Annotated in this window: 21 protein-coding genes; 11 read left to right on the forward strand and 10 right to left on the reverse strand. The window is 62.7% G+C overall.

Features of this window, described 5'->3' with window-relative positions; genetic code table 11:
• Nucleotides 1-7 precede the first annotated feature (7 nt).
• The gene (locus N6C22_RS18855; RefSeq protein ID WP_261652746.1) at nucleotides 8-1,192 is read right to left on the reverse strand and encodes a Xaa-Pro peptidase family protein; all 1,185 of its coding nucleotides are present in this window, start codon (nucleotides 1,190-1,192) and stop codon (nucleotides 8-10) included.
• 1,029 nt (nucleotides 1,193-2,221) lie between these two features.
• On the opposite strand from N6C22_RS18855, the gene N6C22_RS18860 reads away from it, so the two are divergent.
• Both N6C22_RS18860 and N6C22_RS18865 read left to right on the forward strand, forming a co-directional pair.
• On the forward strand, nucleotides 2,222-2,998 hold the full coding sequence (locus tag N6C22_RS18860; protein WP_261652747.1) for an IclR family transcriptional regulator: 777 nt from the start codon (nucleotides 2,222-2,224) through the stop codon (nucleotides 2,996-2,998).
• 69 nt (nucleotides 2,999-3,067) lie between these two features.
• Nucleotides 3,068-3,853 (forward strand): IclR family transcriptional regulator, encoded by a 786-nt coding sequence (locus tag N6C22_RS18865; protein WP_261652748.1) that lies wholly within the window; start codon nucleotides 3,068-3,070, stop codon nucleotides 3,851-3,853.
• Nucleotides 3,854-3,916: 63 nt separating this feature from the next.
• Here N6C22_RS18865 and N6C22_RS18870 read toward each other — a convergent pair whose 3' ends face one another.
• From N6C22_RS18870 to N6C22_RS18880, 3 genes are all read right to left on the reverse strand, one after another.
• A complete protein-coding gene (locus N6C22_RS18870) occupies nucleotides 3,917-4,846 on the reverse strand; it encodes a metallophosphoesterase (RefSeq protein WP_261652749.1) in 930 nt (309 codons plus the stop codon).
• A 66-nt stretch (nucleotides 4,847-4,912) separates the two neighbouring features.
• Nucleotides 4,913-8,674, reverse strand: coding sequence for a glucodextranase DOMON-like domain-containing protein (locus N6C22_RS18875; RefSeq protein WP_261652750.1), 3,762 nt, complete (start codon nucleotides 8,672-8,674; stop codon nucleotides 4,913-4,915).
• 704 nt (nucleotides 8,675-9,378) lie between these two features.
• Nucleotides 9,379-9,795 carry a universal stress protein gene (locus tag N6C22_RS18880; RefSeq protein WP_261652751.1) on the reverse strand — a complete coding sequence of 139 codons (417 nt, stop codon included), beginning with the start codon at nucleotides 9,793-9,795 and terminating at the stop codon, nucleotides 9,379-9,381.
• 114 nt (nucleotides 9,796-9,909) lie between these two features.
• Between N6C22_RS18880 and N6C22_RS18885 the strand changes: the two genes are divergently transcribed.
• The 5 genes from N6C22_RS18885 (at nucleotide 9,910) to N6C22_RS18905 (ending at nucleotide 15,374) form a co-directional block, all read left to right on the forward strand.
• Nucleotides 9,910-11,085 (forward strand): sugar MFS transporter, encoded by a 1,176-nt coding sequence (locus N6C22_RS18885; RefSeq protein ID WP_261652752.1) that lies wholly within the window; start codon nucleotides 9,910-9,912, stop codon nucleotides 11,083-11,085.
• Between the two features lie 66 nt (nucleotides 11,086-11,151).
• Complete coding sequence (locus N6C22_RS18890) at nucleotides 11,152-12,318, forward strand: thiolase domain-containing protein (protein WP_261652753.1); 1,167 nt, start codon at nucleotides 11,152-11,154, stop codon at nucleotides 12,316-12,318.
• A gap of 55 nt (nucleotides 12,319-12,373) precedes the next feature.
• Nucleotides 12,374-12,763 carry a Zn-ribbon domain-containing OB-fold protein gene (locus tag N6C22_RS18895; RefSeq protein WP_261652754.1) on the forward strand — a complete coding sequence of 130 codons (390 nt, stop codon included), beginning with the start codon at nucleotides 12,374-12,376 and terminating at the stop codon, nucleotides 12,761-12,763.
• Nucleotides 12,764-12,794: 31 nt separating this feature from the next.
• Nucleotides 12,795-13,295: a gamma carbonic anhydrase family protein gene (locus N6C22_RS18900; protein ID WP_261652755.1), complete on the forward strand. Its 501-nt coding sequence runs from the start codon at nucleotides 12,795-12,797 to the stop codon at nucleotides 13,293-13,295.
• A gap of 66 nt (nucleotides 13,296-13,361) precedes the next feature.
• Nucleotides 13,362-15,374, forward strand: coding sequence for an AMP-binding protein (locus N6C22_RS18905; RefSeq protein ID WP_261652756.1), 2,013 nt, complete (start codon nucleotides 13,362-13,364; stop codon nucleotides 15,372-15,374).
• A 144-nt stretch (nucleotides 15,375-15,518) separates the two neighbouring features.
• Here N6C22_RS18905 and N6C22_RS18910 read toward each other — a convergent pair whose 3' ends face one another.
• Nucleotides 15,519-15,938 (reverse strand): metal-sulfur cluster assembly factor, encoded by a 420-nt coding sequence (locus N6C22_RS18910; RefSeq protein ID WP_261652757.1) that lies wholly within the window; start codon nucleotides 15,936-15,938, stop codon nucleotides 15,519-15,521.
• A complete protein-coding gene (locus N6C22_RS18915) occupies nucleotides 15,935-17,011 on the reverse strand; it encodes an amidohydrolase family protein (protein WP_261652759.1) in 1,077 nt (358 codons plus the stop codon). Before N6C22_RS18915 ends, N6C22_RS18910 begins: the two co-directional genes overlap by 4 nt.
• A 138-nt stretch (nucleotides 17,012-17,149) precedes the next feature.
• On the opposite strand from N6C22_RS18915, the gene N6C22_RS18920 reads away from it, so the two are divergent.
• The 3 genes from N6C22_RS18920 (at nucleotide 17,150) to N6C22_RS18930 (ending at nucleotide 20,811) form a co-directional block, all read left to right on the forward strand.
• Nucleotides 17,150-17,905, forward strand: coding sequence for an SDR family NAD(P)-dependent oxidoreductase (locus N6C22_RS18920; RefSeq protein ID WP_261652760.1), 756 nt, complete (start codon nucleotides 17,150-17,152; stop codon nucleotides 17,903-17,905).
• A gap of 57 nt (nucleotides 17,906-17,962) precedes the next feature.
• Nucleotides 17,963-19,633, forward strand: a complete 1,671-nt coding sequence (locus N6C22_RS18925; protein ID WP_261652761.1) for an aldehyde ferredoxin oxidoreductase family protein — start codon at nucleotides 17,963-17,965, stop codon at nucleotides 19,631-19,633.
• A gap of 104 nt (nucleotides 19,634-19,737) precedes the next feature.
• Nucleotides 19,738-20,811: a 2,3-butanediol dehydrogenase gene (locus N6C22_RS18930; protein WP_261652762.1), complete on the forward strand. Its 1,074-nt coding sequence runs from the start codon at nucleotides 19,738-19,740 to the stop codon at nucleotides 20,809-20,811.
• A 150-nt stretch (nucleotides 20,812-20,961) separates the two neighbouring features.
• Here the strand turns inward: N6C22_RS18930 and N6C22_RS18935 are convergent, their stop codons facing one another.
• The 4 genes from N6C22_RS18935 to N6C22_RS18950 form a co-directional block, all read right to left on the reverse strand.
• Entirely contained in the window at nucleotides 20,962-21,861 is a 900-nt protein-coding gene (locus N6C22_RS18935; RefSeq protein ID WP_369684458.1) for an ABC transporter permease, read from the reverse strand.
• A 103-nt stretch (nucleotides 21,862-21,964) separates the two neighbouring features.
• The gene (locus N6C22_RS18940) at nucleotides 21,965-23,515 is read right to left on the reverse strand and encodes a sugar ABC transporter ATP-binding protein (RefSeq protein WP_261652764.1); all 1,551 of its coding nucleotides are present in this window, start codon (nucleotides 23,513-23,515) and stop codon (nucleotides 21,965-21,967) included.
• A 37-nt stretch (nucleotides 23,516-23,552) separates the two neighbouring features.
• Nucleotides 23,553-24,866: a sugar ABC transporter substrate-binding protein gene (locus N6C22_RS18945; RefSeq protein WP_261652765.1), complete on the reverse strand. Its 1,314-nt coding sequence runs from the start codon at nucleotides 24,864-24,866 to the stop codon at nucleotides 23,553-23,555.
• 172 nt (nucleotides 24,867-25,038) lie between these two features.
• Nucleotides 25,039-25,815: an SDR family NAD(P)-dependent oxidoreductase gene (locus N6C22_RS18950; RefSeq protein WP_261652766.1), complete on the reverse strand. Its 777-nt coding sequence runs from the start codon at nucleotides 25,813-25,815 to the stop codon at nucleotides 25,039-25,041.
• 123 nt (nucleotides 25,816-25,938) lie between these two features.
• Between N6C22_RS18950 and N6C22_RS18955 the strand changes: the two genes are divergently transcribed.
• Nucleotides 25,939-26,793: a 3-keto-5-aminohexanoate cleavage protein gene (locus N6C22_RS18955; RefSeq protein WP_261652767.1), complete on the forward strand. Its 855-nt coding sequence runs from the start codon at nucleotides 25,939-25,941 to the stop codon at nucleotides 26,791-26,793.
• Nucleotides 26,794-26,966: the final 173 nt, after the last annotated feature.

A 26,966-nucleotide genomic window follows, 5' to 3' on the forward strand; every position in this document is an offset into this window, starting at 1 on the left:
CTCAGACTCACTCCTTGACGATGAGTTCGCGAGGGATGTCCGCGAGCACTTCGGCACCATCTTCGGTGACGAGGAACGACTCGCTGATCTCTATCCCGTAGTCGTCGAACCAGACGCCAGGAATCATGTGGAACACCATGTTTGGCTGCAACACGGTTTCGTCCCCGGGCCGGATGCTCGCCGTCTTCTCGACCCACGACGGAGGATAGCCGATTCCCGTCGAATACCCGATTCTGGACTCCTTCTCGACCATCGTCCCCGCGATCTCCTCGCGCCATGCCATCTCGACCTCCTCACACGTCACGCCAGGCTCGACCGCTTCGAGTGCGGCATCGAGTCCGTTGACGATGACGTTGGAAGCTCGACGTGCCTCTTCGGGCGGTTCACCGAGGAAAATCGTTCTCGTGAGCGGGGAGTGGTACCGGTTCACGACGCCGGCGAGTTCGAGGATGACTGGCTCCCCGCGCTCGTACTCGTCCGCGGTCCAGGTGAGGTGAGGGGAACCGGTTCCTTCCCCGGACGGCATCAGCGGCGGAATTGCCGGGTATTCACCCCCGGTTTCTTCGGTACCAGCGTAGAGCGCCTCATGCACCGCAGCAGCCGCGTCACACTCCCTCACTCCGGGCTCGATGGTCTCGATACCGACCTCCATCGCGCGTTCGGAGATACGAGCCGCCTGTCTGTGGTACTCGACTTCCCTGTCGCTCTTCACCATGCGGACCTCGTTCACCAGCTTCGTTGTATCTTCGAGGGTGGCGTCGGGGAGCGCATTGCGGAGTTCGTGATACGCCCGTGCAGAGAGGTAGTAGGCGTCCATCTCCACCCCGATGGTCTTGGAGGCTTCTCCCCAATCGGTCACCATGTCAGCGACGAGCTGCATCGGATGGAGCTCGGAGTCGACGTAGTCATCGGAGTACAGAACGATGTTCTCGCGGTCCAGCCAGGTCGTCTCGACGGCGCACGTCAGGTCTTGCTCGCGCCCGACCCACACGGGTTGCTGCTGGTCCGGCGTGACGATGAGGATCTGTGGGACGTAGAACGAGTACGCATCGTACCCCGAGAGGTAGTACATGTTCGCCGGGTCGGTGACGAGCAACACGTCGAGTCCCCGCTCTTCCATCCGGTGTTGGGTTTCACGGAGACGATCTTGATACTCGGCTTCTGGAAACGGTCGCCTGGCTAGTTGTGCCATATCACACCATGATTTGCTGACTTTTAATAATTCTTTGGCTCCCCGTTCGGACACTCTGGAACCTGGTCGAACCGAGAGGTGTGGCTGTCGGGACTCCCCCCGCCCTCTTCTGTCTCCACTCCGTGGCGGTACGAGACGTAGACATTGAAGTGCATGTCTGGGCACGAGTCCTTGTCAACGTCTACCAATGGTGGTTCGGTTGGCTGTTGAATTGGTCTGTTGCGGGTACCACGGGCGAAGTAGTATATAAATCGCTACAAGAGGTACATTCACTACACTGATACTCAATTCTAAACCCCGGATGGAAATGCTCTGTCCCCGTTCTCGTGCGAACCGAGCATCCACGTTCGTGCAGGGAGAATAGATATAAACCATCTTCCCGGATCGTGTCATCGAGACGGTGTGCAGTCCGACGGACGAACGAGCTGGTCGTTCGCTACTGGATCGTGTTACGCCAATATGAGTGTAACTTTAATCCTTGTAATCGGGGGTGACCAGGGCGAGGAGAACGGGAGCGTGCTTGACGGATTACTCGGAACCAATTATATCAACTACCATTGTGATACATGATAACATCATTTTATATCCAATCATTTTCTCATCCAGCACATTCAGAAGCCAGTATAACTGAGAACTGCCATTGAAGCGGTTCTGGGCGGTGAAAACTCGGTTTCCACTCCTTTTCTTGGCGATATGCCACTAACTCATTTCTTCCCGAGAGAATATTTCTGAAAGTGCCCTAGAACTCCTCTTCAAACCCAGTATTGCGACAATCGCAGATTTAGTCCCAACTCCATGTGAGCAGTGAACCAGGTTCCCACTATGGATAAAATCTAAAATAAAAGTCATCCTAGTAGATTTGGTAGGAACTGTTTGGGCTTCCATGTCGAGGAACGAACCAGGCGTCGTCTGTCGACGGATCAGCCTCCTTCGTGCCGCCTCCAGCCTAACGCCAACCTTCTTACTCGATGCTGAGAATGGATACCGTAACGGACAAAGATTCTTGGTCGCACGGAGTGGTCAGGACACATGAAACAGCACAACGGGGGGAGAAGTCTGAAGACGACGGAGACTTCGCTCGAAGTACTCGAAGCGGTCATCGACCATGGGGGCGCTTCGATATCGACACTCGTAGACGAATTGGGTCTGTCGAGAAGCACCGTTCACAACCACGTTAGTACGCTCGTCGACCACGGGTACCTGACCGAGGACGCGAACACGTACTACGCGGGGGCGAAGTTCTGTCAGATCGGGGACCACGTCCGGAAGTGTAAACCCGAGTACGTCATCGCGGGTGACATCGTCGCTGACCTGGCCGAACGGACCGAGCTGGACGTCGACTTCTCGGTCGAAGAGAACGGGTACATCATCTCGCTGTACAATGGACTACGGTGGGCGGACAACGCCCACTTTCTGAACTCGGGGAGTTTCTTTTACGTCCACAGCACCGCCTCTGGGAAAGCCATTCTCGCGGAATATACAACGGACCACGCGGAACAGATATTGGAAAAGCGAGGGCTACCCGAGTTGACGAGACACACGATAACCTCGAAGGAAGCGTTCTTCGAGGAACTCGAACGGGTTCGTGAACAGGGGTATGCGGTGAACGAGGAGGAGTCGCTCGAAGGGATGTGGTCTGTCGCCAAGACCGTCCACAATCCGATGGGGAAGGTCATCGGGACGGTGAACTTGAGCGCCCCGTTATACCTCCGCGACCCCGATGTACAGGGGCCGGCGGTGGAACTGCTGACCGAGAGCGTCGAACGCTTCGAGGAGCGTCTCGAACAGAAGTTCCTCGAAGGCTAACGACGGACAGATTCAGCTATGTGAGGGTTCCCCCGTCATGTTTTACGGGTGTAGGAAACATGGTTCGGTATGAAACCACGCCGCACGGAAGGTGGGCTCCAGACGACGGCGATATCGTTGCGACTCGTCGAACTCCTGGTGGAACTGGAGGGTGCAACGCTCGGAAGACTCGCAGAGGAGGCCGACCTGGCAAAGAGTACGGTACATAATCACTTGTCCACCCTCTCGCAGTACGGCTACGTCACGCGGGAGCAGAACACCTACCACGTGGGGTTGAAACACTATCACATCGGTGACTACGCCCGGAAGCGGAACGACGCGTTTGGAATCGCGAAAGAACTCGTTCCGGAACTCGCTGACGAGACGCAACTCGAAGTGGACTTCACAGTCGAAGAGAACGGGAGAATCGTCTCGCTCTACGACGAATCCACCTACTCGGCGACGCCCTCGTATCTGGTCGATGGCAGGCTGTTTCACGTTCACAGCACGGCCTCCGGGAAGGCCATCCTCAGCGAATACGCTGACGAACGGGTCCGGGATATCATCAACCGGTGGGGGTTGCCACAACAGACCGACAACACCATCACGTCGGTCGAGGCGTTACTGACTGAACTCGATACCGTTCGGGAGCAGGGATACGCCACCAACCACGAGGAGGCCATCGAGGGGATGTGGGCGGTGAGTCAGATAGTCACGGGACCGAACGGCGAGGTCGCTGGCTCGCTCAACGTTTGCGGACCGACGTACGTGTACAGCGAGGAACGGGAGGCCGAGATCGTCGATGCGCTGTCCGAGAAGGTGGAGGCGTTCGAGAACCGTCTCGCCGACATGTACCCGTCTGGGGAGCGTCGGTGACCACGGATCAGCGCGAGATCGATGGGTCGCAGCGTTTGCGTGAGCGACTACCGAATGCGACGCTCAGACGGACTCGACCGAAACCGCGCCAGTCGACAGGCGCGTGACCGATAGCAGAGCGTCCTGAGTCTCCACAAGAACGCCCTCGCCGCCGTGTTCCTTCCTGTTCTGCCGGATGACGTTCCCACAGACCGCCTGGCCGCGGCGGGTTGGAGCCCTGTGCTTCGTGTGTCCGACGACCTGTGCCGGTGTGTCGGTGGGCATGTGCTTGAAGTCCATCCAGAGGAGGCCAGCCCCCGGTCCGCGACCGGTGCCCCCGTCGAGACCGAAGACGGTCGGATACCGCTCGGGTATCTCCTCTTGCACCTCGATGTACTCACCATCCTCGATAGCGTCCCGGAGGTCCGCGGCAGCGGCCCGGAGAGTCTCGTTCGCCGCCGACACGTCGATTGCGCTGGGCGACCCGGCGTGGCTGTACGTGTACTCGTGCCCTTTGAAAGCCGCAGTCACCAGTCCGGCGTCGACCCACTCGAGGAAGCTCTCGCGCGACTCGTCATCGAGGCGGCCACTGTACGTCTCAGGCCAGTACAGGACCTCGGGGAGGAGGATGGCCATCTCGTGGTTCCCGAGGTGGAAGCGAACGCGACCGCGGGGGGCTTCGTCGAGCAGTCGCTGGACCATCGCGAGGGTTTCCTCGTTACGGTCGCCGCGGTCGACCATGTCCCCGTTGAAGACGAGCACGTAGTCGTTCCCGGCCCAGTGGAGGGTGCCGTCCTCGTCCTGGGTCACCACCGGGTCGAATCGGTCGGTCTCGCCGACGGCCGTCAGAGCACTGCGAGCGTCGTCGAGGTAACCGTGGATGTCGCTGATGCTGACGATGGGCGCCCGCCAGTGGTCGGGGATAGCGTCGTCAAGTGGATTCCAGCGGTCGAGTTCGACCGCGGCGCGCGGGAGCGTCGCAGGTGGATCGTCGGTGGAGGAGCGGAGGCGCATGCGTGTCAGTATCGGACTGTTGTCAGCTTGAAAAACGTTTTCCACCCGTGGGTACTACTCTCACTCCTATTCCGATTCACTCTCGACCGACAGGAACGGAATCGTCGCTTGCTCGTTTGCGCTGTAGGCCAGAGCCTTCGACTGGGTCGTACCTTCCGGAGGAATCATGTCGAGAACCTTCGGTTCGACGTTGCCGTCGCTCCCGCCGCCGAATGTCCACTCACCCTTCGACGAGCTGATAGCGCGCAGGCCGCCGTCGCCGTAGCCGTCGTAGGGGCAGACCAGCGGCGCAATCTCCATCCCGGCAACCGAGCCGCCGATGGCTCGCTTCGGGAACTCCAGGTACACCGTGTTCTCGTCGGCGAGGCCAGCGTCGGTGTCCGTGCTGACCGTTTCGCCCCCGTCGTCGTTCGGGGCTTCCACTTTGACCGTCGATTCGCCGTTCGCGACGACCCGGTAGTGATAGGGTGCCTCGAAGGCCGCGAGGACGTTTTGCCTGGCCCGCTCGGTCGCGGGCTGGTCGCTGGCTGCACCGGGGGCGCGCAGGTACACCTGGAAGAACTGGTGGGAGAACCCGTTCTCCAGGTTCCACGGGTTCTCGACCGGTTCGGCCATCTCGAACAGGAACCGGACGCGGTCGCGGCTCTCCTCGATGCGGAAGCCAGTGAGGTCGAACGCGTTCTCGTAGAAATCGCCCGCGGTCGGGTAGGTGTAGCTCCCCGGACCGTGGTCGTCGCCGGACTGGTCGGTCCAGCTCGCCAGCGGCTCGAACGAGGACGTCATCGGTGTGTAGGGAACCTCTGCCGGAGCATTTTCACTGAAGGCGAGCGCGTCGGCATTGGTCACTCCCTGTGGCGTGACGAGGTCAATGACGTTCGGGGCGTTCGCGTTCTCTGTGCCGCCGAAGGTTCGCTTGCCGGCAGTCGATTCGACCTGCATGACGGTCCCCTCGGCCTCGGGGTCGTAGCCGAGTACGAGGGGTGCGACCTTCAGCGACGAGAGCGGGTCGTTGAGTGCCTGTTTCGGGAACTGGACGAGGATACCCCCGTCCGGGAGGACTGCGACCTGGCCGGTCGCGACCTGTTCGTCGAGTGCGGTCTCGACGCGAACGCCGTGTTCGCCGTCGACGAGGATGCGGTACTGGTACAGGTCGGGGAATGTGACGCCCACCCCGTCCCTGGCTTCGTCGACGCCCCAGAGCCCCTTCCCGTTGGAGAGGTAGCACTGGAGGTGCTGGTGGGAGAAGCCATGGTCGAGGCTCCAGGGATTCTCGACCGGCCCGGCGACGTCGAACTTCAGCTGGTAGTCGTCGGTCGTCTCGAAGGCGGTCACACCGGTGATGTCGAAGGCTCCATCGGAGACGGCGGTCGGGTAGGTGTAATTCCCGGGGCCGGTATCGTCACCGGTCGGGTCTTCCAGCCCGACGATCTGGTCGCCCAGGCCGACCAGTGAGGGTGTCTCGAGGACGGCGAGCGTGTCGACCGAGACGGTGACCGTCCCCTCGCCACTCCCGACCTGCAGGTCGCTCCCGGTGAACTCGTCGGTGGTCGAGACCGCGTCGCGCAGGTCGACCGAAGCCGCATCCGCACCGAAGTTGACCAACACGACGCGCTTGCCGGCCTCGGCATCCAGGCCGAAGGCGAGTACGTCTCCGTCCGCGTCTGTCTCGTGCCAGGCCTGGGCGAGTTCGGCGTCTGGACCGAGCACCGGTGACTCGTGGTAGAACTCGATGAGTGCTTTGTAGAAACCGAGGTGGTCCTGTGGGACGGTGTCGCCGTTCTCCTCCCAGTTCATGAACGCCCGCTTGTACGGGTCCGTCTCGATGTCGTCGTCGAGACTGTAGTTGTCTTCCCACACGCTATCTCGCCGGGTGCCATATTCGCTGATGAGGCGTTCCTGGCCGTAGTAGACGAATGGGATTCCGGGGAGCGTGAAGCTGGCCGCGGCGGCAGCGCGCTGGGCCCTGGCCGGGTCGTCGCGACTCCCGTTCTCCTTGGCCTCGTAGTAGAGCCGGGGTTCGTCGTGGTTCTCGACGGAATTGATGAGCCGGGTGTAGCTCGGGAAGCCCTCGATTGAGCGCCCTTCGACAGCATCGACCAGTTCCGCGGGTCTGGCCTCGCCGCGAGCCACGTCGTGGGCGGTGTTCATGAAGTCGGCCGTGTCGAAATGCACGTCGAACTCGGACTCGGCGAAGGAGGGGTCGTTCGGGACCGTCTCGTCCAGCAGGAAGAACTCGGTGTCTTTCGCCTTCACGAGGTCACGAATCTCCTTCCAGAAGCTGTGGGGCACACCCCAGGCGACGTCGCACCGGAACCCGTCGACGATGTCCGACCAGAAGTCGGCCGCGGCGAGGATGTGCTCACGGAGGGCGACGTTCCCGAAGTTGAGGTTCGGCTGGAGGCGAACCCCGAAGAAACTCGTCTGTGCGGGTGCGGCGTCGTAGGACAGTCCCTCCATGCGGTCGAACCAGTCGAAGTACTTCGAGTCCTCGTTCCAGCCCGTGATCTGGGGGAACTCCCAGGAGTTCGCCGGCTCCGGGCCGGTGCTGGCGATGGTGTCCTGGAAGAAGGGGTGGGTCCAGCCGCAGTGGTTGATGACGAGGTCGAAACAGACCTTGATGTCGTGGCGGTGGAGTTCCTCGACGAACGCTTCGTACTCGGCAAGTGTGCCGAGGTCCTCGGCCACGTCGAAGTAGTCACCCGTGCTGTAGCCGTGGGGGCCGCCAGGTGCGTGGGTGTCGGTCTCGGCGTCGATGGTCGCACTCCACGCGGGAACGATGGGCGTCAGCCAGACCACGTCGATACCGAGTTCGGCCAGATAGCTGGCCTTCTGCTGGAGGAAGGTGAAGTCGGTCGCGCCCTCGCTGCCGGCGAACGAGCGCGTGAATATCTCGTAGATAACCGCGTCGTCCAGCCACTCGGGCGGTCGGTTCGGGAGGCTGACCGACTCGGATTCTGGGTCGAGCTCGATCTCGTCGGTGTAGCTGTGTGTCTCGCCGTCGAAGGCAGCGGCGTAGAGTCGCGTTGGGCCGTCGAGGGCGTCTTTCGGAACGTGCGCCCGGTACTGGTCGTCGACTTGGATGTCGGCTTTCGAGAGCCCTGCCTGGTCCGCTGGCAGGAACTCGACGTCCAGGTCGTTCGCGTCGGCGTTGCTGTCGCTCGCAAGGGCCGCGTTGGAGTCGACGACGAACTCGCCCGCGTCACCGTCGTAGGACCCCGAGAGTTCGAGCGTTGGGGGAGCACCCGCGTTGGTGGGTGCAGCCTCGAACACCCGGATCGTCTGCTGGTACGTCCCGTCGGGTGCGGCGAGTTCCACGACGTAGGTCCCCGGGACGTCGGGTTCGATCTCCGCGGTGTTGTGCCGACCAGCGTCGTACTGCTCGGCTCCGTCGTCGTAGGGGGTCGGCGCGTACGCAAGTTCGGCTTCGCTATCGTCCGGTTTCGAGGCGAGAGACCAGGTGAAGTCGTCCGGGCTGTAGTTGTCGGGGTCGCGCTTCGGGCTCTGGATGGAGGGTGCGAGGTTGTCCCGGTCCAGGCCGTGGCTCGCGTCTGAGAAGATGGGGTCCACGAGGCGCTCGCCGACCTGCATGAATCTGGGTGGGCCAGGGTCGAACGCGCCACCCGGCGGTCGATTGTTCGTCTTCGGCTGCTCGTCTTCGGTTTCGGGACTCGTCGACTCTTCGGTCGGTGTGGTCCCCGTCTCTGTGGGGTTTCCCTGGGTGCCGCCACAGCCGGCGAGCATTCCGAGACTCGCCACGCTGCCGTACTGGAGAACTCGTCGCCGTGTCAGGTAGCCGCTGCCCGTCGGTGTGTTCTTCCTGTCAGCCATTGTCACGTTCCACGTTTGCTCAGACCACCATCCCACAGCACAAAAATGTTTTGTGAAATTGTACTTCATACTTCTATCCCGCCCGGAGGTTCCTCTCCCAGGACCCAGGGCACCAGCAGAGTGAGATGGTATCGAGGAGGAGAATCAGGGTCATTGGTCTCCTAGAGTATTGACTAATATCGTGAAGTACGCTTACTATTACTATTCAAAACCGTCGACACAGTCCCGATCTCTGATTTCGAACAGACGCTACTTGTAGATGCTCTAAAACCACTATTGGAGGCGTTCTACAGTGTATATCGGCGTTTTCGATACCAGTGTGCAGTAAGTATGCTCCGGCCGTCCCCTCACGAGAGAACCAAGCAGTTAAACTAGGCCATAGGGCGGGTAAAAGGCTTCAAAAGCCAATTCCGCTCTGGATTTGCGTTGAAGAATCCGGTAAACAGGCCAGCCACTGCCCCACCGTGACTGCGGCAGTACCTACTAATTTAGAATGTATTCAATTATTTTGGAATATATGGCGTTCTCTGCCCCGTCTGCTCGCGGGACAGCGGCAAACTATCGAGAGAACGTGGCCAGACTGAGAACGCTTCGAGCGGGCAGCATTCGGGTACCAGAGCTGTCGCTACCCGACCCTGTAGCCCCGGCACGTCCAGCGTCAGGGGTACAGCTCGCTCAGCACTTCGGTGGGGTCGTCCTGCGTGTTACTCAGCCATACCGGTCACGACGACTGGGATCTCCGACTGCAACAACACCGACTGCGTTGTGCTGCCGAATAGCGCCTTGCCCACGGGAGAACGTTTCCGCCCCGCGATGACGACCTGCTCGGCCTCCAGATCGCGAGCCGCTTCCATGATGCCCTTGTCGACTGGACTGTATATCTCCTGTTTCTCTACCTCGATGCCGCGGTCTTCGAGGTGCGATTGCACTTCGACGACCGCGTCGCTCTCCTCAGGAGGGAGGGAATCGTCCATCGGGTTCTCGGCCTCGTCTTCGTCGGCGTACGAGTGTACGATGGTCACCTCGATGGACGACGCCGCGTCCGGGAGTCCCGCGATATAGGATGCCTGTGTCAGTGCTCGTTCGACGTCCGTACCGACCGGTGCTACTATCCGGTACATACGGTAGCGACAACCACGCGCATCTACATAGTGTCTGGGGTCGGGAGCAGCCACGTGAGGGGAAATCTGCCATCGACAGAACATTTTACCACCCACCCTGTGTATCGCTACTCCATGCGTTCGCGTCGCGTCTGGACAGTCGTCTTGTTCGCGTTCGTCGCCGGGCACGGAGTCATACAGCAGTCCATGGGCGCACTCTTGCCGAGTTTCGAGGAAGAGTTCCTCGTCACGCAGGAACTGCTCGGGATGGTCGGGCCCGCAGCGACGCTCGGACTCCTGCTGACGGTCATGCTCGTCGGGATGCGCTCCGGTGCCCTGGACATCGAACGGATGCTGGTCCTGGGGACGGCGGTTACGATCCTCGCCTCGGTGCTCATCAGCGTGACCAGCTCGTTCGCCACACTTCTTCTGTTCCTCTTTCTGCAGGGCGCAAGCGTCGGAATCGTCCGTGCGCTCGACCGGCCGCTACTCAGTCACCTCTATCCGGACGGCCGCGGGCGAATCTTCAATCTCTATGCGCTGATGTGGGCGGTCGGGGCGACGGTCGGACCGCTGTTCGTCAACGCCGTCCTTGCGAACACAGACTGGCGCGTTGTGTACGCCCTCGTCGCCCTCGCGTTCGTCCCGCTCCTCGTCGGCATGTGGCGACTGGACCTCCCTGCCGAATCGTGGTCGGAGGAGACTATCTCCCTCCAGGCCCTCCGGACCGTACTGGAGAAGCCCGCTGTCATCGGGATGGTTGCCGCGCTCGTCTGCAGCGGGGCCATCGAGGGAACGGTGTTCACCTGGCTCCCCTTCTATGCGTCCCAGTTCATGCCCCGCGAGTCGGCGAACGTCCTCCTCTCCAGTTTCCTCGTGATGTACATCCCCGCACGCCTGGCGTACAGCGTGCTCGTGGAACGGGTCGGCCACCTGGACATCGTCGCCATCGTCGGGCTGGCCTCGCTGCCACTGCTCGTCATTGCCTTCGTGTTGCGTATCGAGGCGGTCTTCTTCCCGGCCGTGATGGGCCTCGGTCTGTTCGTCGCAGGGTTCTTCCCCACGCTCTCCGCGTTCGGCGTCGACACGACTCCGGAGTTCAGTGGTCCCGTGAACGCGATCGCCACCGGCGCGAACTTCCTCGGAATAACGGCCGGACCGTTCGTTGTGGGAATCTTCGCCGGTCGAGTTGGAATCACCGAAGCGATGCAGGTCATCGTGGCCATCATGGCTGGACTCGTAGCCATCACGGTTCTGACCCGATTCTCGGTCGACCGAGAGCGACGGCCAGCCGGGAGCGAATCGGTGTAGACTTCCCATTCCCGTATTTGTCTCGACCGCAACAGCTACAAGATAGACTCTATTCTAGAACGTCGTATGCAAGCAGTCCGCATAGCGGGCGTAGCCGTGACTCCGTTCGGCGAACACTCGGAACGCACCGGGAGGGACCTGTTCGCCCAGGCGAGCGACGACGCCCTGGAGGGTGCCGATATCCCTCGTACCGACATCGACGAGGTACTGTACGGCAACTTCATCGGCGAGGTCACCGAGGACCAGGGCCATCAGGGACCGCTCGTGGCGGAGGTCGCAGGAACGACCTCAGCCTCGACGCGGTTCGAGAGCGCCTGCGCGTCCGGTGGCGTGGCGATGCGTGCTGGGGTTCGGGCAGTCCGGAGCGGCGACGCCGACGTCGTCCTGGTCGGTGGGATGGAGCGGATGACGAACGTCGACGTCCATCACGCGACCGACGCCCTGGCACTGGCCGCCGACGACCTGCACGAACGCCGTGTCGGGATGACCTTCCCGGGAGCGTACGCCCTCCTCACGCGGGCCTACTTCAGGGAGTACGGCGGGTCGCGAGAGGAACTCGCAGCAGTCGCGGTGAAGAACCACGAGAACGCACTGGACAACGAGAACGCACATCTCCAGCAGGAGTTATCGATCGAGGACGTCCTGGATGCACCACCCATTGCCGAACCAGTCGGCCTGTACGACGCATGTCCCATCAGCGATGGGGCCGCTGCGGTCGTCCTGGTCAGCGACGACTACGCCGACGAGCACGACCTCGACGCGCCAGTCGCCGTCACCGGAACCGGCCAGCGCAGCGACACCCTGGCGCTCCAGCGGCGTGCGAACCGGGCCGCCACGCCCGCAACCGAACAGGCGGCAGAAGCGGCGTACGAGATGGCAGGCGTCACGGCCGCAGACATCGACGTGGTGGAGGTCCACGATTGTTTCACCATCGCAGAGGTGCTCGCCATCGAGTCACTCGGGTTCTACGAACCGGGCGAGGGTATCTCGGCAGCCGCCTCGGGCGAGACGACTCGTGATGGCGAGCTTCCGGTCAACCTCTCCGGCGGCCTGAAGGCGAAGGGGCACCCGGTCGGCGCGACCGGTGTCGCACAGATCGCAGAGCTCACCGAACTTCTGGCAGGCGAGCACGTCCACAGCGACGCGGTCCCCGAGGCCCGTGTCGGACTCGCGCACAATGCCGGTGGGACCGTCGCGAGTGCTGTCGTACATGTTTTGGAGGTGGTCGCATGAGCGAGCAACGCGAGTTCCTGCGAGTTCGCCGGGCCGCAGGTCCGGAGGTGGTCGCATGAACGCCGAGACCAGGGACGCCGGGTACGACGAGTTCCTCGACGCCATCGCCAGCGACGAGGGCTACTATCTGGCGTGTCCCGAGGGGCATGGCTCGGTTCCCCCGACCCCACGCTGCCCGGTCTGTAACGCGACGGACCTCTCCGAGGAGCCGTTGCCCAGCTCAGGCGTCATCGAAGACCAGACCCACATCCACGTCGCCGCCAGTGGCTTCGAAGGCGAGACGCCGTACGTAGTCGCCATCGCGGCGTTCGGACCGGTCACGATGACAGGGCGACTCCGTGGCGACGCGGTCGCCGACCTGGACACGGGGGCAGCGGTCGTTCCATCGGTCGAACTATCGGACACCACCGGGAGTCGGATGCTCGTCTTCCGTCCAAGCAAGTAGTACTATGCCGGTCGAGCATCCATCTGCGTCCATGCGCAAACCACTGCGGAACACCAGCCCGCTCGTTGCAGAGTCCGCGTTCGTCTCGGACATGGCGTACCTCATCGGGGACGTCGTCGTCGACGAGCGCGCGAGCCTGTGGCCGTTCGTCTGCCTCCGGGGCGATGGCGCGACCGTCGACGTCGGCAAGGAGACGAACGTCCAGGAGTTCTCGATGCTCCACGGGGCGACGCTCGGCGACGAGGTGACGGTCGGACACAACGCGGTCGTCGACTACGCCACCATCGAGGACCACTCGCTGGTCGGGATGCACAGCGCCGTGCTCCGGGGGGCCACGGTCGAATCGAACTGCATCGTCGCCGCGAACACGGTGGTCCTCCAGGACCAGACGATCCCCGAGGGGCACCTGGCGTACGGGACTCCTGCGGAGACGAAACCGCTCAGCGACGCACAGCTCGACGAGATATCCCGCACACACGAGCACTACGTCGAACTCGGTCAGGAGTACAAGGAGTCCGGCGACTTCGAGTAGCTCGCAGGGAACGCCGCCATCCGGTCCTCTTATCATGCCTGCCGTTGTCACAATAGGACAGACGCTATGTCAGACCAGCCATCGGATTCGGCAGCGATAGCGCACGAGCCGTCCGAGGCGTTCGTCGAGTCGACGAACGTCTGGGCGTTCATGCAGGCGCAAGACATCGCCGACTACGACGAACTCATCGAACGAACGACGACCGACCTCGACGGGGTTCCGGACTCGGGTGTCGACTGGTTCTGGGACGAACTGGTCGACTACCTCGACATCGAGTTCTACGAGGAGTACGACTCCGTGCGGGATTCGAGCGACGGGCCGCAGTTCACCGACTGGTATCCGGGCGGTACCATCAACACGGCCCACAACGTCGTGGACCGTCACGCCGTCCAAGGGAGCGAGACGCGGAACAAGGTCGCGCTCATCTGGGAAGGTGAGCCCGGCGACGTTCGAGAGATAACCTACCACGAGCTCCATCGGCAGGCCAACAAGGTCGCGAACTACCTCGAATCGGCCGGTATCGAGACCGGTGACACGGTCGGGCTATACATGCCGATGGTTCCGGAAGTCGTCTCCATCCTCTATGGCTGTTTCAAGGTAGGTGCCATCGCCGTCCCCATCTTCTCCGGGTTCGGCGTCGACGCCGCCGCGACACGGATTGCCGACGCGGAGTGCTCGGTGCTGTTCACGGGAGATGGCTTCTACCGTCGCGGTGGCGAGATCACGCTCAAGGGGGCTGCCGACGACGCTATCGATGCGGCAGGCCACGTAGAAGAGACGGTCGTCTACGACCGGCTCGGTGGTTCGGACCCCGAGGCTGCCGTCGAGGTGCCCTGGGATGACGACCGCGACCAGTGGTGGCACGAGGCCGTCGAACCGCAGTCGGACGAGTACGAGACGAAGGAGCTCGGTTCCAACCAGGAGTCCATGCTGCTGTACTCCTCGGGGACGACGGGCACCCCGAAGGGTATCGTCCACACCCACGCCGGGGCGCTGATGCAGTGCGCCAAGGAGTTACACTTCGGCTTCGACCAGAAGTCGTCGGACCGGTTCTTCTGGGTCTCCGACATCGGCTGGATGATGGGCCCGTGGACGCTCATCGGCAACCACGCGTTCGGCGGGACCGTCTTCATGTACGAGGGCGCTCCGGACCACCCCGAACCCGACCGGTTCTGGGAGATGATCGACCGGCACAAGCTCACCCAGTTCGGCATCTCGCCGACGGCCATCCGCGCCCTGCGCAAGCACGGTGACGAGTGGGTCGAGAAGCACGACCTCTCCAGCCTGCGTCTCCTCGGGAGCACGGGCGAACCGTGGGACCCCGAGTCCTGGCACTGGTTCTACGAGAACGTGGGCGGAGGCGAGGCACCCATCATCAACATCTCCGGCGGCACGGAGATCTGCGGTTGCTTCCTCATGCCGATGCCCATCAACGACCTGAAGCCCTGCAGCCTCGGTGGCCCCGGACTCGGGATGGACATCGACGTCGTCGATGGCGACGGCGAGAGCGTTCGCGAAGACAACGAACGCGGCTACCTCGTCGCCCGGGACTCCTGTCCCAGCATGACGAAGTCGCTCTGGTCGGGTGACGAGCGCTACCTCGAGGAGTACTGGAGCACCTGGGACGACCTCTGGGACCACGGCGACTGGGCCCAGAAGGACGAGGACGGCTTCTGGTTCCTCCACGGTCGCGCCGACGACGCGCTCAACGTGGCCGGTCGGAAGGTCGGGCCCGCCGAAATCGAAGGCGTCCTCTGCGAACACGACGACATCAACCAGGCCGCGGCCGTGGGTGTCCCCGACGACACCACCGGGACCGCCGTCGTCGCATTCTTCATCACCGAACCGGGCGTCGAGGCGAGCGACGAGTTGGCAGGTGAACTCCGCGAGCTGGTCGGCGAAGAACAGGGCAAACCCTTCCGGCCGCGAGAGCTCGTCTTCGTCGACGACCTGCCCCGAACCCAGTCGGGGAAGGTCATCCGGCGCGCCGTCGAGGCGGTCTACCGTGGTGAGGACCCCGGTGACCTCTCCTCGATGGAGAACCCGGCAGCGCTCGACGCTATCGAGGACGCAGTGTAGCCGTCGCTCGGCGGTCGATTTTTCGAAAATCATCGAAGCGCCCGGCGACGGGTGGATGCTATCGGACAGTGGTGGGAGTTGTCGCCGACGCGCCTCGACGATGTGGCACGGGTGGGAGTCGATTGGTGAATCGGGTCGATACGGTCAGCTGGTTCGCTCGGCGTAGGGTGTGACCCCGGCGTCGTCCATGCGCTGGAGGAACCGTTCGCGACGGGTCTTCCGCTCGTCTTCGGACATGCGTTCTTTCGTCCAGATCTGGCCGCTGGTGTCCTGATGGACGATGACCTCCTCGACGGGGTCGAGTGCTTCGACGCGCTCGATTATCTCGTCGTTCATGTCGATGAAGTAGGTGCATAGCTGCGAGGTCAGCAGCAGCGTCACTTCGACGTGACGCCCGCCGTCGCGTGTCTCGATTCCCTCGACGAGACCGAGGTCGAGGATGCTGATTGGATGGTTGCTCGCGCAGCTACACGGGTCGAGTACCTCGTCCAGTTCGGCCTTGATGGCCGACTTGAGGTCGTCGTCGAACTCGGTTTCGGGAGTGATGTGGCTGGACATGCTCATGCACTCGTCTCGTAGGTGGACCAGGGTTCGACCGGGAACTCGGCAGTCTCACGCAGTTCCTGGCGCTTCTGGTCCCACTTGTCGCCCTCGATCTGGTCGCGGATGTCGTCGGGGTCCTCCCCGAGCAGGCGGAGTGCGTTCTTGCCGAGGATCTTCTCCTTGATCTCCTGTGTGACCTCGGGGTAGTCCTGGTTCACGCGGAGGTCCTCCGGCATCTCGAAGTCCCAGAGCCCCTCGATGGGTGGCTGCGGGTGCAGCGCCGTCGCTCCGCTGGCGAAGAGGATGCGGTCCGGGCCGGCCCAGTACAACATCTCACCCAGCGACTCGGCGAACTTCCGGGGCCGCGTGTTGACCATACAGACCGTGTTCTCGAGGTTGGCGTACACGTTCTCGTGGCTCGCCATCGCGAACACCGTCTCCTCGAGGAACGAGAAGCCCGCGTGGATGATCTCGAAGTTGAGGTCGGGGAACGACAGCGCTGCGTCCTCCACGTCGGCCATCCGGAAGTACCGGACCGGGGCCGTCGCGAACGGGATGAACTTGTGCATCGCGACGGTGTCCACGTCGGAGTCGGCCGCCGCTTCGAGGATGGGCCAGACTGCGTCCTCGGTGAGCTGGAGCGAGAGGTCCTGGCCGTTCTGGTAGCGCGACGGGTAGAGCTTGATGCCCTTCACGAAGTCCTTCGAGGCGTAGTGGTGGACCTGCTCGACGGCGTCGTCCTCGAGCGGGTTGATGTCGACGTACATCGATGTCCGGGTCGGGTTCTGTTCGCAGAACTCGAAGCCCTTCTCGCGCGAGACGTACCCGTCGTGGAAGTAGTCGTCGAGCGGGAGCGAGTGGTACACGGTGTAGTCGATCTGGCTCTCCAGGAAGATGAGGCGGGCGAGCTCCTCGGGCGAGTGGTCACGGTAGAAGACCTCTTCCGACGGCACGTGGCTGTCGGGGAGGAGTTTCGCGCCGAGTTCGTAGGTCTCGTCGTCCCATCGCTGGGCGTGTGGGTGCTTGTGGTTGTCGGGTGTGTGGTTGAAACAGTGACTGACAGAGTCAACCACTAATGCGCCAGACTCTAACATACACTGCCATCGTTTCTCACATTCCCTATTAAAGTTATGGATAGTTCCAAACAATTACCAGTCGCGTGGGTGGACGCCCTGAGGGCCTGAACCCGCGAGTAACACTTAATTGACCGGAGACGAGTTGTACGATAGACCATGAGTGGTAGACTCACAGATACCGTAGCACTGGTGACCGGTGCGGCATCCGGGAACGGCCGAGCTATCGCGCGACGCTTCGCCGAGGAGGGCGCAAGCGTAACCGTCGCGGACCTGCAGGTGGAACCCCGACTCGGCGGCGACCCGACGCACGAGGTCATCGAAGCCGAAGGTGGAACCGCACAGTTCGTCGAGACGGACGTGACCGACATCGACGCCCTCCGGAACGCGGTCGACCAGACCGTCGAGGCCTTCGGCTCGCTCGACGTGATGGTCAACAACGCGGGCGTCGACCGCCAACTCCCCATCGAAGAAGCGAGCGAGGAGGACTTCGAGTTCCTTATGGACATCAACGTGAAGGGCGTCTACTTCGGCAGCCAGGTCGCCATCCAGACGATGCTGGACCAGGACGAGGGCGGCCGTATCATCAACATGTCCTCCATCGGGGGCATCCGCGGGCTCCCGAACTCCTCGCTCTACTGTACCTCGAAAGGTGCCGTCACGAACCTCACGCGCGAACTCGCGGTCGAGCACGGAGAGAACGACATCCGGGTGAACGCGCTCAATCCGGGGTTCATCGAGACGGCGATGACCCAGGAGGACGGCGACACGGCAGGTGGCATCCTCGAACAGACTCCCCTCGGCCGGGCCGGTCAACCGGAAGAGGTGGCTGATGCGGCACTCTTCCTCGCCAGCGAGGAGTCCTCGTTCATGACCGGACACAACCTCGTGCTGGATGGCGGCTTCACGGCCTGAATCCATCTGTGCCGACGTCGTAACGACTTAGTAGACCGTGCGAGACTGTCTCTGTGTATGCTTCACACCGAGGGGCACCTCCTGTCGATAGACTGTGGGGACCGTACGACCACTACCGAGAACATCGACGACATCGTCGAGACGTTCGTCGGCGGCCGCGGGGTCGCGACGAAACTCGCCCACGAGCGCGTGCCGTTCGACGCCGACCCACTCGGCCCGGAGAACAGACTCTACCTGAGCACTGGCCCGATGCAGACGTCGAACATGAGCTTCACCGGTCGGATGAACTGCACCGCCGTCTCACCACAGACCGGTGGCCTGCTCTCCTCGAACGCTGGCGGATTCATGTCGCGCCACTTCGCCGACACCGGCTACGCTGCCATCGAGTTCACCGGGGCGTGCGACGAACTCAGCATCGTCCACGTCACCGACGAGGGCGTCGAGTTCGAACCGGTTCCGGACCTCGAACTGGCGACCGTCCCCGAGACGGTCGCGTACATCGAGGACGAGCACGGCCTCGACGCCGAACACACCGCGTGCATCGGCCCTGCCGGGGAGAACGCGGTCCGGTTCGCGTCCATCATGACGACCGAGAGCCGGGCGTTCGGCCGCGGTGGCCTCGGCGCTGTGCTCGGCTCGAAGAACATCAAGGCCATCACGTTCGAGGGTGACTCGCGCCACGAGATCGAGATTCCCCCGGTCCAGATGGACGTCCACCGGGACGCCGCGACCTCGGACAGCCTGATGAAGCGACAGGGAACGACCAACGTCACGGACCTCGCCAACGAGGTCGACGCACTCCCGACGCGGTACTTCTCGGAGCTCTCCTTCGAGGGTGTCGAGGGCATCAACGGTGACAGCGTCGAGCAGAAGAAGTACAAACGCGGGACGTGCTCGGCCTGTGCGTTCGCCTGCAAGCTCCCGACGAAGGACGAGGAGCGCGGCGTCGAGACCGAAGGGCCCGAGTTCGAGACCGTCATGTCGTTCGGGTCGAACGCGGGTGTCGACGACATCGTGGACGTGATGAAGTCGAACGACCTCTGCGACGAGTTCGGGATGGACACCATCTCCTGTGGCGACGTGGTCTCGGCCTACCTCGCGAGCGAGGACGAGTTCGGGAACACCGACCTCATCTTCGACCTCGTCGAGAAGATCGCCTACCGTGAAGACGTGGGTGACACGCTCGCCGAAGGCATCGACCGCTTCCACGAGGAACTCGGCGTGGAGAACTGGACCGTCAAGGGACTGGAGTTCGCGGCTCACGATGGCCGGACACTCCACGGCCAGGGGCTCAGCTACGCCACGGCGAACCGCGGCGCGGACCACATGTATACCACGCTGTACTCGTGGGAATATCCCCTGGTGGAGAAGGACGAGGCCCTCCCACAGGGCGGCCTCGAAGGAAAGGCACCCTTCGTCGTCAGACAAGAGAACGCCCGCGCCTTCGAGGACTGTGGCATCATCTGTCGGTTCTCGCGTGGCACGATGACGGAAGAACGCTTCGAGGGACTGTTCGACGCGGACTACGACGAGATGCTCGCCATCGGCTCGCGTGTGGTGGAACTCGAACGCCACTTCAACAACCAGCGTGGCTTCGACCGGGCGGACGACCGCCTGCCGTACGACCTGCCCGACTTCGAGACGGCACTCGACGAGTACTACGGCGTGCGTGACTGGAACGACGACGGGACCGTTCCCGACGACCACGTCGCGGTCCAGTCGGACTGAACGCTTCGGTCCACCGGTCGGCAGCAGTCGTCGCCTGCCACCAGCCCTGGAAGAGCAGTGCCACATACGAATCCTTTTGTGCGTGGTCCATGGTACTCTGGCCCATGAGGGTTGCAAATTACTACGGCCCCGGAGACGTCCGTGTCGAATCGGTGTCCGAACCCGACCTCGGCCCGGACGAGGTTCGAATCGAGATCGCCGCGTGTGGCATCTGCGGCACCGACCTGCACGAGTACGAGGAGGGTCCCGACCTGACGCCCGAGGAGGATACCTCCCATCCCTTGACCGGGGTCTCCCTGCCCGTTCCGCTCGGGCACGAGTTCAGTGGCACCGTCACGGCCGTCGGCGACGAGGCCGAAGGTGTTGCGGTCGGCGACGAGGTTACGGCGAACCCGGCGATGGTCTGTGGGGACTGTCGGTACTGTGCCGAAGGTCGGCACAACCTCTGTGAGTCTGTCGCGAACACCGGCCTGTCTGCAAAGAGTGGCGGGTTCGCCGAGTCCGCGGTCGTCCCGGCAGACAACGTCGTCCAGCTTCCCGACGGTGTCCCTGTCGAGTACGGAGCGCTGGTCGAACCGTTCAGCGTCGGTGTTCACGCGACTCGCCGGTCCGGCATGCAGACAGGTGACAGCGTCGCCGTCTTCGGCGCAGGGCCCATCGGCATCTCCATCGTCCAGGCGGCGACGGCTGCGGGCGCGAAGGAGGTGTTCGTCTCCGAACCGCGCGCGAAGCGACGTGAGATAGCCGAGGAAGTCGGTGCGAGGACCACGCTCGACCCGACGACGACGGAGGCGGTCGACGAGATCACCGACGCGACCGACGGTGGCGTCGACGTGGCCTTCGAGGCAGTCGGTATCGAGCCGACGTTCAAAGCCGCCATCGAAGCGACCAAGCGCGGCGGTCAGATCACCGCGGTTGGCATCTCCGACGACGACGTCGGGCTGACGCCGAACGAGCTCGTCGTCGTCGAACGGACCATCACTGGCTCGAACGGCTACCTCAGTGGGCCACTCGCGGACCGTGAGTTCGAGATGGTCACGAGCTTCCTCGAATCCGGTGAGTTCGACCCTGAGCCGATGATAACCGCCCGCATCTCGCTCGAGGACATCGTCGAGGAAGGATTCGAAAAACTGCTCGATCCAGAGAGCGAGCACGTCAAGATACTCGTCGAACCGTAACGGCAGGAATACCCGCGATTCAACACCGAGCAGCGTTCTCTGTCGTCGTCAGTCGACAGGCGCGGCTGCTGGGTGAGGAAGTCGAAAGAGAGGCAGACCGGCCGCAACGATACGTACTACGGGTAGTAAGAACAGAAAGGACCGTCGCGGTTACTTCACCACGTCGATCTTCCGGCGGTCGATGGACAGCGCGACCGCAGCGACCACGACCACGCCCAGGATGATCTCCTGGACGAACGAGTCGACCGCGAGCAGGTTCATCCCGTTGCGCAGCACGCCGATGACGAGGACACCGAGGATGGTTCGGTGGGGGCCCCCGACACCGCCGGTCAGTGCGGTCCCGCCCATGACGATAGCTGCGATGCTGGGCAGCAGCAGGCCAGCGCCGAGCCCCGGCGACGCCGAGGAGATACGGGCCGCGAACAGGAAGCCAGCGAGGCCACACAGCAGGCCCGAGAGCACGAACGGGTAGATCTTGTACCGGTCGACCTTCGCACCAGCGAGTTCGACGACCTTCTCGTTCTCACCCAGTGCGAAACTGTAGCGTCCGAACTTGGTCCGCCACGCGAGGAACACCGAGGCACCGTACAGGATGAGGCCCCAGAACACGAGGTTGGGGACTCCGGGGATGTACTCGCCCGTGGCGATGGTACGGACCGCCGGGTTGCGGAACGTGATGGTCGACCCGCCGGTGATGATGAGCGCGAAGCCGTTGATCACCGACAGCGTACCGAGGGTCACCAGGAACGACGGGACCTTCAGCTTGGTGAACACGAGCCCGTTCGCGAGGCCCGCAAGCATCCCGACCACGATGACCATCGGGATGGCGAGCATTCCGAAGTCGCTCACCAGCAAGACGGTGAGCACGGCCGTCAGGCTGACGATGGATTCGACCGAGAGGTCGATGCTCTGCTGGAGGATCGGGAAGGTGCCCGCCAGCGCGACGAGCAGCAAGAACGCGCTGTTCTTCGCGACGTTCCCGACCAGGTTGTTGTAGGTCAGGAAGTTCTCCGACATCGTGGAGAACAGGATGCCGAGGACGATGAGCATCGCGAACGGACCGAGGTCGATGATCCAGTCCTGACGGGTGCGTTCTTCTCGCTTCTCATGTAACCAGTCTCGAATCGCGTTGGATGTTTCGTTCGTACTCATTTCAGATCATCTTCTGAATCAGGTCTTCTTCGGTCGGCTTGTTCCCGGCTGAGGCGTCGATCGTTTCACCGACGAGTCGTCCATCGCGCATGACGGCGATGCGGTTCGACATCCCGATGACCTCGGGAAGCTCGTCGCCGATGAAGACGATGGAGACTCCTTCGTCGGTGAGTTCACGGCAGAGGCGGTACACCTCCTCCTTCGCACCGACGTCGATACCCCGCGTCACGTTGTCCATCACGAGGACCGGCGTGTCGCGAGCGAGCCAGCGCGCGATGACGACCTTCTGCTGGTTGCCGCCACTGAGCCCGTGCACGAGGGCATCCGGGCCGGGCGTCTTGATGTTCAGCTCCTCGATGGTCTCGGCGGTGACCTTGTCCTCGGCCTCGAGGTCGAGGAGCGGCAACAGGCCGTTCATGTCCCGGATCATCGCCAGAGAGGTGTTCATCGTCACCGACTGGAACAACAACAGTCCCTCCGACTTCCGGTCCTTCGGGATGTAGCCGACACCCGCGTCGACCATGTCCGCCGGTGAGGACGGTCTGATCTCCGTCCCGGCCACAGAGACGTTCCCGTCGGTCGGGGAGAGTGCGCCCGCGAGCATCCGCCCCAGGCGTTCCTTCCCTGACCCTTCGACACCGACCACGCCGAGGATCTCTCCCTCGTGCAGGTCGAAGGAGACCGGGCCGATGTCGTCCTCGAACTGGAGTTTCGACGCCTGGAACACCGTTTCCCCCAGGGCGTCGGCCGTCCGCTGGTCGGAGACGCGGTAGTACTCGTCCGACGACTCGCGGCCGACCATCCGCTCCTGGAGCGAGTCCTGCGTCGCGTCCGCCGCCATCGTCTCGCCGACGAGTTCGCCGTCCTTGAGGACGTAGATGCGGTCGGACATCTCGAGCACCTCGTCGAGTTCGTGGGAGACGAAGACGAACGTCGCCTTATCTCGGAGGTCGTTCACCAGGTCGAAGAGAATCTCACGTCCCGCTTCTTCGAGTCCGGCGGTCGGTTCGTCCAACAAGATGACCGGGTGGTCCGACTCGCGGGACGTGTGGAACGCCTTCGCGATCTCGAGCATCTGCCGCTCGTTGAACGAGTAGTTCTGGACGTACTCGTCCATGTCGATGTTGATGCCGAGGTCGTCGACGAACGCCTGGGCCTCCTCGCGCATCTTGCTGTGCTTGAGGATACCGAAGCGCTCCTGTTCGCGGGCGAGGAAGAGGTTCTCGTAGCCCTTCAGGTTCGGGATGACGTCCTGCTCCTGATGGACCAGCGAGACACCGAGTTCCGATGCCTGCCGCGGGTTGGTGAGTTCGACAGGGTCGCCGTCGATGACGATACGACCGTCGTCCGGCGAGAGGACACCCGTCAGTATGTTCAACAGGGTACTCTTGCCGGCACCGTTCTCGCCGACGAGCCCGACTACCTCTCCACGGTCGATGCGTAAAGAGACGCCGTCGAGCGCAGTGACGTGTCGGAACGACTTCGACACGTCTTCGACGACCAGACTCGGTTCCGAGTCTGGGCGGGAATCGCCTGATTGGTCAAGTTCCATGTCTGGTGTGCTCATCGTGCGCCTCTTACTTAAACTATTATTTGAGCGGGTTGTTCTGGAGCTGTTGCTCGTACGTCTGCGCGACCTCGTCCATCGCGGCCTCGTCGTCGAAGACCTCGTGGAGAGTGTATCCGCTGGGTTTGTTGCTCTCCTCCCAGTCGAGCAGGCTCTTCAGGTCCGTCTTCCGGATCGGCTCCATCCTGATCTGGGGGTCCCAGTCGTCGCCCGAGGCCGCCACGGACATCTTCTTCCAGTCGTACGGGGTCTCGCCCTCGAAGATGTCCTTCTTGTACTGGGCGGCGTCGAGGATGGGCAGTTGCGTCTCGTCGCCGATCATGTCCTGCCACTTGCCGGGGTCTTTCACCGTCAGCGGTGAGTCGAACGACATCATCCGCTCGGCGGGCTTGAGCTTGTGCCCCTGCAGGTAGTCGTACACCTTCGCCATCGACCAGCCGGCCTGCCACGGGCCCATCCCGGAGACGGAGCCGGTGAGTCGGCCTTCCTCGATCAGTTCGAGGCCGGGTTCGCTGGAGTCGATGCCGACGACCGGCACGTCGAAGTCGTTCTCCTCGAGCATCGTCAGCCCACCGATGGCGACGGCGTCGTTCTGGCCGAAGAAGCCCTCGATCTTGTCGCCGTGCTTGGAGATGAGGTCGGACATCGCCTTCCGGGAGTCCGAACGGACCCAGTTCCCCTGCAGACGCGGGCCGAGCAGTTCGATGTCGGGGTACTCCTCGAGCGCCTTCTGGACGCCGAGGTTACGACCGATGTTCGGGGCGGTCCCACGGTTCCCCTCGATGTGGACGAAGCCACCGCTGCCGCCCATCTCCTCGAAGAGCACCTTCGCGGCCGTGTACGCGTGTCGGACGAAGTGCGGAGTGAAGAACTGCGTGTACTCCTCACCAGCGTCCATCGGTGTGTACCACTTCGCGATGGTGACCGCGAGCACGGTCGGAACACCGGCCTGGACACACGTCTCGGCGAGCGAGATCGCGGCCGCGTTCGTGTACGTCTGGCCGACGATGGCGTCCGTGTTGTTCGCGATCGCGGTGTCGAACTGCTGTTGCTGCTTGCTGACCTGCCCGTCGTTGGTCTGGAGGTTCTGGTCGAAGTCGAAGGCGGCAGCTGCCTCCTCGTAGCCCTTCTTCCAGGACAGCCAGTACGAGTTCTTCAGGTTTGCGATGGACCCCATCGACGTCAGGGAGTCACCGGAGTTACCGCCACCGCCACCACCGCCGGTGTCGTCGCCGCCACCGCCGCCGCCACCGTTACTGGTCGATCCCGAGTCACCGGCACACCCTGCAATCGCACCGAGTCCCATCGTCGTCCCACCCGCGACGGTCTTCTTCATGAAGTTCCGGCGGGAGTGGTTGGTGCTATCTCTTGCCATGTATTGAACAACCTGAACATGAGAGGGCACCCATTTATAATTTATGATTGATTATTTAATAATAGGGCATACAACAACCGCTAACGGAGCGGTGAACACACGGATTACGGCTCTGGAGTGTCGCCTGCGAGGGTCAGTACATCACTTTACCGGCGGAGACGTTGACGTCCTGACCAGTGATTCGGTCGGCATCCGACGAGCAAAGGAACGCCACGGTCTGTGCGATGTCCTCTCGCTGGACGAGCTCTCGACGAGGACTCTCTGCCTCCGCCTCGCTCCTGACCGCCTCGTACGTCCGGCCGGACGCGTTGGCCTTCTCTTCGAACACTCGCTGGATTCGCGGACCGTCGACCGACCCGGGACAGACCGCGTTCACGTTGATGTCGTCCTCACCGACCTCCGCGGCCAGCGTGCGCGTGAACCCGATGAGTCCCATCTTGGTCGTCGCATAGGGGGTCCGCTGGGTCAACGGGCGCTTCCCGGTCACGGACGCGATGTTGACGATGCGGCCGTACGATTGCTCCTTCATCGATGGAAGCACCTGCCGGCACATGTAGAACGGGCCGCGAAGGTTCACCGCCATCGTCTGGTCCCACTCGTCGGGTTCGACGGCTTCGCAGGCCGCTGTCGGACCTGCGATACCCGCGTTGTTGACCAGGATCTCGATTGTTCCAAACTCGGCCAGGGCCTCGTCGACCGTCGCTTCCACGTCTTCGAACGACCGGAGGTCTGTGTGTATCGGATAGCCACGCACGCCTTCTTCCTCGACGAGGGCTGCTGTCTCGGCCATCTCGTCCTCGTCGATATCCGCGATGACGACGTCGGCACCCTCTGCTGCGAGTTCACAGCAGATAGCACGTCCGATACCGCGACCGCCACCGGTAACGATGGCAGTGCTTCCTGATACCATGTATCAACAAGTATTCGAGGGTAGTAATAAACGTACCGCAACAATAGGTGGCGTGTCCGAAGAGTAGCTCACCCGACGACCCACCCAAAATTATAAATCTCGCATTCCCGCTGTTCCAATCGTATGGCGTACGACGGCTACAGCGACTATTTCGACGAGAAGCTCATAATCAGCGTGGCAACCACCGGCGGGCACCAGGGGAAGGAAGCGAACCCGAACCTGCCGGAACAGCCCGAGGAGATCGCACAGGACCTCGCCGAGTGCGAGGAGGCCGGTGCCTCCATCGTGCACCTGCACGCCCGTGACGAGGACGGCCAGAACACCAAGGACGTCGCCCGGTTCCAGGAGATGCGCGACTGCATCGACGAGTACTGTGACGACATCATCGTGAACTTCACCACCGGCGGCGGTGGCATCTACCCGCGCGAGGAGCGCATCGCGCCTGTCCTCGAGACGGACCCCCGACCGGAACTGGCCACCATCGACCTCGGCCCCATCAACTTCGGGCAGACGAGGACCGCCGAGAACACGCGCGAGCAGAACGAGGAGTACGCAGAACGGATGCGTGACGCGGGGGTGAAACCCGAACTGGAGCTGTTCAACCCCGGCCAGATACCCGAGGCCGAACACCTCATCGAAGAGGGACTCCTCGACGCCCCGTACTGGGCGACGGTTATCTTCGGCATGCAGAACGGGATGCCGCCGGGGCCGCGGAACCTGATCAACTTCGTCGACAACCTTCCCGAGCCGGTCGAGTGGCAGGCGCTGGCCGTCGGCAAACACCAGCTCCCGATGACGACCGCCGCGATAACCATGGGTGGGCACGTCCGGGTCGGCATGGAGGACAACGTCTACTACCGCAAGGGAGAGCTGGCAGATAGCAACGCCCAGTTGGTCCGTCGGACCGCCAGAATAGCCGAGGAACTCGAGCGTCCCATCGCGACCCCCGCCGAAGCACGAGAGAAACTCGGCCTCTGACCGCTCGAACTGCCGTCGTTCTGGTTCCTCCGTACCGTCCTTCGAACCCCCAGCACGCCGTTTTCCTACGGTAGCACCACTCGTGCTAGGCATTCGCACCTCACGAACTGGTGTCCGCTTCGCTTCCCCACTGAATGGGGGACAGCGGGGACAAACTGCGATTCTCGTGTCTC

Source organism: Haloarchaeobius sp. HME9146 (genome assembly GCF_025399835.1).
GTDB lineage: Archaea > Halobacteriota > Halobacteria > Halobacteriales > Natrialbaceae > Haloarchaeobius.